Annotated in this window: 4 protein-coding genes; 2 read left to right on the forward strand and 2 right to left on the reverse strand. The window is 60.0% G+C overall.

The genetic code is table 11. The features are described 5' to 3' along the window. Together GSM73_RS03045 and GSM73_RS03050 are read right to left on the reverse strand one after the other, a co-directional pair. The coding region (locus GSM73_RS03045) for a DUF3050 domain-containing protein (RefSeq protein WP_160891532.1) at positions 1–707 on the reverse strand (707 nt) is incomplete at its 3' end. Positions 708–1394: 687 nt separating this feature from the next. Further along, on the reverse strand, positions 1395–2087 hold the full coding sequence (locus GSM73_RS03050) for a GntR family transcriptional regulator (RefSeq protein ID WP_160891528.1): 693 nt from the start codon (positions 2085–2087) through the stop codon (positions 1395–1397). A gap of 273 nt (positions 2088–2360) precedes the next feature. On the opposite strand from GSM73_RS03050, the gene lapG reads away from it, so the two are divergent. Both lapG and lapD read left to right on the forward strand, forming a co-directional pair. After that, positions 2361–2984: a cysteine protease LapG gene (lapG, locus tag GSM73_RS03055; RefSeq protein WP_370695181.1), complete on the forward strand. Its 624-nt coding sequence runs from the start codon at positions 2361–2363 to the stop codon at positions 2982–2984. Positions 2985–2998: 14 nt separating this feature from the next. Next, on the forward strand, positions 2999–4945 hold the full coding sequence (lapD, locus tag GSM73_RS03060; protein ID WP_047230504.1) for a cyclic di-GMP receptor LapD: 1947 nt from the start codon (positions 2999–3001) through the stop codon (positions 4943–4945). Positions 4946–5008 lie beyond the last annotated feature (63 nt).

Consider the following 5008-nt stretch of genomic DNA (forward strand, 5'->3'; position numbering starts at 1 on the left):
TGGACGGCGGCGAGTGCAGCGGCCAGCACCTCGGTTTCGCGCTGCGGGTCGCCATCGATCAGCCGGGCCAAGAGTTTTTCCGCTGCCGGGCCGTGGTCCTCGGAATCCACTTCGATGTGCCGCTGCAGGTAATAACGAAACGTCGGCGCCTGATCCAGGCCGATGCCCCAAGCGTCCAGCATGCGCTGGAACATCTGCGGGATGACGCTCTCGCGGCCATGCACGAAGGCGGCGGCCACGCTGTGGGCCGGTGCGTGCAGCGCCGTTTGCAGTGTCTGGCGGACGAACCGGGCCGCCGCCGGCTCCACTTCGACGCTCTCCAAGGCTGTTTCGGGACTGACGCCTTCCTGTTGCAAGGTGATGAACTGCTCAATGGCGCGAGTATCGGCGCCAACCTCGCGCATGGCGTCCAGGTACAGTTCGAAATGGCTGCAATAGCCGGCTCCGGGGCGGTCATCCGACTCCTCGCCCAGGACGATTTCGTTGATCAAACGTGCAGCGTGTGGGTCGGCCGGCGGTAACCAGGGCAAGTGGACACAGGTCAGCTCCCGTTGCAGCCGTTTGGTCAGTGACATGAAATCCCACACGGCAAAAACATGGCTTTGCATAAAGCGGCGCAGCAGATCGATTGATGTTATTTCAGAAAAAACCGGGTGTTGGCCAAGGGCGTGTTTTTTCAGAGATAGTTGTTCTTTGGTTGGCTGCATCGGAACGTCCTCATCAATGATGTTTGTTCGGAAAAGTCACCCGGGCTTTAATAAAAGCGAGCGGGTGCCTGAACCGGAGTCCATAAGTTTCGAAAGTATTGAAGTGCTCGTCTTAACTGCGCATTCATGGCGTGCGGGCAAGGTTTTTCAGGCCCAAGCCATAAATGTAAGCGGTCGATAACAACTCGACGGATAAAAAACTAATACACCGAACAAGTAAGCGGCAAGTGTTTTTTTAATTATTTAAAGGGGGTTATTTATTGGGCGCGAAGAGGGGTATTAAAACTTTTAATATAAGTTTTATTCAGGCGAAGCCGCTCCTTCCGATAGAGAAGTATCAGAATCGAAGAAGTTGAGTGAATGCCTCACTCGGAGCACTTCAGGGGACAGGGAAATAAGAAGTTGTTGTTTTATGGGGGGACATCGGTCGGACTTCCGATCATCCCGCCGGTTGGGCGGTGCTCCTTGCGTGTTGGCTTCGATTCGCCTGGCTGCGGCCAGGCGCTGACTTCTTCAGGTCTGTTTTTTAATCGACAAACGCAAGAGTGGGCCCAAATCGATGGCAGTGCCATTGAACTGATGGGGGCGACAGGGCGCGGCTACGCTGCGGCCTCGTCGGGCGGGCGAGAAACCGTGTAGGAGGGATGTGTAAGAAAGTGATGCGCCCCTCGGGGCGCGGGGGGCAGGTCAACGGCTTGGTTGTTGTTCCAGATAGCGGCGGATGGTGACGCAGGCTTTTTCCAGATGCAGCTCCAGCAGGGCAACCGCTCTGTCGATGTCCTGCGCCGTAGCAGCCTCCAGCAGCGCGCGATGATCGTCCTGGGTCAGTTTGCCCAAGCCCATGGACGACAGATGGAAGCGCAAGAAGCGTTCTTCCTCATTGAGCTCGCGCTCGATCAGGTCCAGCAGTTTGCTGTTGGGTGCCTTGTGATAAAGCGACATGTGAAACAGCCGGTTGAGCCTGCCGATTTCAGCGTGGTCGGTCTGGGCTTCCAGTTGCTCGATGTAATGGGCGGCCATGGCCAGGTCCTCGGCATCGAGGAGGGGAATGGACAGGCGCAATGCGAAAGATTCAAGGACCGAACGCAGGGCGTACGTTTCGATCGCATTGTTGGTGATCAACGGGGCTACCACGGCGCCTTTGTGCTGAACCACATTGAGCAGTGATTGCGCCTCGAGCTGGCGCAAGGCCTCGCGTACCGGCATGCGGCTGACGCCGAACAGGTCGGCCAGTTCCTGCTGGCGCAGGGCGGTGCCGCAGGGCAGGCGCCCGTCGAGTATGGCCTCGCGCAGGGATTCTTCGATGAGTGAGCGCGCCTGGGCAGCGGGAATGGGCCCGTTGACCTGGATAGTGCTTAGCGGTTTGGGCTTTTGTGTCACGACAACGCACCCTGACTGGTAGTAACAAAAATTGGATCCAAGCCAACATTAGTTACAGATTGCCAAGCCGTCAAAACCTCGCGGCCCCGGTTCCTGAACTAAAGTTTAGTCTGCTCGTGGTGATCGCACCTTGCCATTGTCTTTTGCCGGGCCAGGCTTCACCATCCAACGCATTTCCCACGGCCCTTTTTGGACGTATTTCCCTTGGCTGCACCTTTCCCTGTTCCCAGGTCCTTGCGCTGGCTGTGTTCGGCATTGTTGCTGGCCGGCCTCATGCTGGGCGGCCTGCAGGCTGACTGGGACTTTGCGCAGATCAGCCGGCGGGCGCAAGCGTTATATGGGCCGTTGGGCGAAGGGCAGCAACGGATCGATGCCTGGCAGCAATTGTTGGCGACCCAGAAGCAGACGCCGGAGCTTGAGCAGCTCAAGGTGGTGAACCTGTTTTTCAACAAACGGGTGCGCTACGTCGAAGACATCGACTTGTGGCGTCAGGTCGATTACTGGGAGACCCCGATCCAGGCCTTGTGGAAAGGGGCCGGGGATTGCGAGGACTACGCCATTGCCAAGTACTTCAGCCTGCGTCGTCTGGGGGTGTCCAGTGACAAGCTGCGCATCACTTACGTCAAGGCGTTGCGGCAGAACCGTGCGCACATGGTGCTCACTTACTACGCAACCCCCGATGCCATGCCGCTGGTACTCGACAGCCTGATCGACGGCATCCTGCCGGCCAGCCAGCGGACCGATCTGTTGCCGGTCTACTCTTTCAATGCCGAGGGATTGTGGCTGCCAGGCGCCAAGGGCAACAAGAAAGTGGGTGACACCAAGCGCCTGTCCCGGTGGCAGGATGTGTTGAAAAAAATGCAGGCCGAAGGTTTTCCGGTCGAGACGACTAACTAGGAGCGCGCGCTCAGATGTCCTTGTTCAAACAGCTGTTGATCGCTATCTGTCTGTTCCTGGTGGTTGCCTTCAGCGGCAGCTTCATGGTCAGTCTGGAAAGCTCGCGGGCCCAGTACGTCAACCAGTTGCGCTCCCACGCCCAGGACGCGGCCACGGCGCTGGCGCTGTCCCTGACGCCGAACATCGACGACCCGGCGATGGTGGAGCTGATGGTCAGTTCGATTTTCGACAGCGGCTATTACGCAACCATCCGTGTGGTCGATGTCGCCACCGACCAAACCCTCGTCGAGCGTACCGGCACGCCCGACGCCGGGAACGTGCCGCAATGGTTCATCAAGCTCATCGGCCTGGAGCCGGCCGGTGGCGATGCGATTGTTAGCCGTGGCTGGGAACAGGCGGCGCGGGTCGAAGTGGTCAGCCACCCGATGTTCGCCCTCGCCAAGCTGTGGCAGAGCGCATTGGGCAGCCTGGGCTGGCTGCTGCTGTGCGGCGCGGTGAGCGCGGTGCTGGGGGCCTTGCTGCTGCGTCGTCAGCTCAAGCCGCTGGATTACATGGTGCACCAGTCCCATGCCATCGCCCGTCGCGAGTTCCTGAGCCTGCCGGAGTTGCCGCGTACCCCGGAACTGCGCCGGGTGGTGCAGGCGATGAACCAGATGGTCGAGAAGCTCAAGGCGCTGTTTCAGGAGCAGGCCGAGCGTAGCGAAAAACTGCGGGTCGAGTCTTACCAGGACAATCTCACGGGACTGGCCAACCGGCGGTATTTCGAAATGCAGCTCCACGCCCGGGTGAGCAACCCCGAGCAGGCCAGTTCCGGTTATCTGCTGTTGCTGCGGGTCAAGGACCTGGCCGGGTTGAACCAGCGGCTGGGCGGGCAGCGCACCGACCAGTTGCTCAAGGCCGTGGGCGAACAATTACAGCGTGAATGCGCCCGCTACCCTGAAACCCACAACATGGTGACGCGCATCCGCGGTGGGGAGTTCGCCGTGCTGGCGCCGGGGCTGGTGCGCGAGGAAGCGCTGCAACTGGCGCAGAACCTCGAAAGCGCGTTGGCGAGCCTGCATGCCACCGGTGCGACCGATGTGGCTTCGGTGGCCTCCATCGGACTGGCTCCATTCGTCCATGGCGACTCGCCGCAAGCCGTGCTCCAGCTCGGCGACCAGGCCCTTGCCCAGGCCGAAAGCCAGGGCGAACCGGGTTGGGCCTGCCTGGACCACAGCGCCTCGGCCAGCGTCGGTGACGATCATCATGCCTGGCACAATCTGCTCGACCAGGCCTTGAGCAATCAGCGCTTCGAGCTGTACTTCCAACCGGTGGTGGCCGCCCAGGACACCCAAGTGGTGCTGCATTACAAAGTGCTGTCACGGCTGCTGGACGAGCAGGGCCAGACCATCCCCGCCGGGCGTTTTCTGCCATGGCTGGAGCGCTTCGGTTGGACCGCGCGTCTGGACCGCTTGATGCTCGAACAGGTGCTCAAGCAAATGGCCGGGCATGACCAGTCCCTGGCGTTGAACCTGTCTTCGGCGACGTTGGCCGATCCGCAGGCGCTGAACAAGGTCTTTGAGATCCTGAGGGCGCATTCCAACCTTGGGCCGCGCTTGACCCTGGAGATTGGTGAAGAGCAACTGCCGGAGCAAGCGGTGCTGGAGGAGTTGACTCGGCACCTGCGTGAGCTTGGTTTCTCCCTGAGCCTGCAGCGTTTTGGTGGGCGGTTCAGCATGATTGGCAACTTGTCGCGGTTGGGGTTGGCTTATCTGAAGATCGATGGCAGCTATATCCGTGCCATTGATCAGGAGAGTGACAAGCGCCTGTTTATTGAAGCGATCCAGCGCGCTGCTCACAGTATTGACTTGCCGTTGATTGCCGAGCGGGTTGAGACGGAGGGGGAGTTGGCGGTGATTCGGGAGATGGGGTTGTTTGGGGTGCAGGGGCAGTTGGTTGGGGAGCCTCGGCGTTGGGGGTGAGGTTTGTTGACCTTCTGACCGAGTACATATCCATTGCTGCGGTAACGGCGGCTTATGGTTCCG

The organism is Pseudomonas sp. PICF6 (assembly GCF_009831705.1).
GTDB lineage: Bacteria > Pseudomonadota > Gammaproteobacteria > Pseudomonadales > Pseudomonadaceae > Aquipseudomonas > Aquipseudomonas rhizophila.

Bases quoted from the DNA above. Each gene is read 5' to 3' on its own strand.
- lapG (WP_370695181.1), top strand. From the start codon at position 2,361: ATGCTGGGCGGCCTGCAGGCTGACTGGGACTTTGCGCAGATCAGCCGG.
- lapD (WP_047230504.1), top strand. From the start codon at position 2,999: ATGTCCTTGTTCAAACAGCTGTTGATCGCTATCTGTCTGTTCCTGGTG.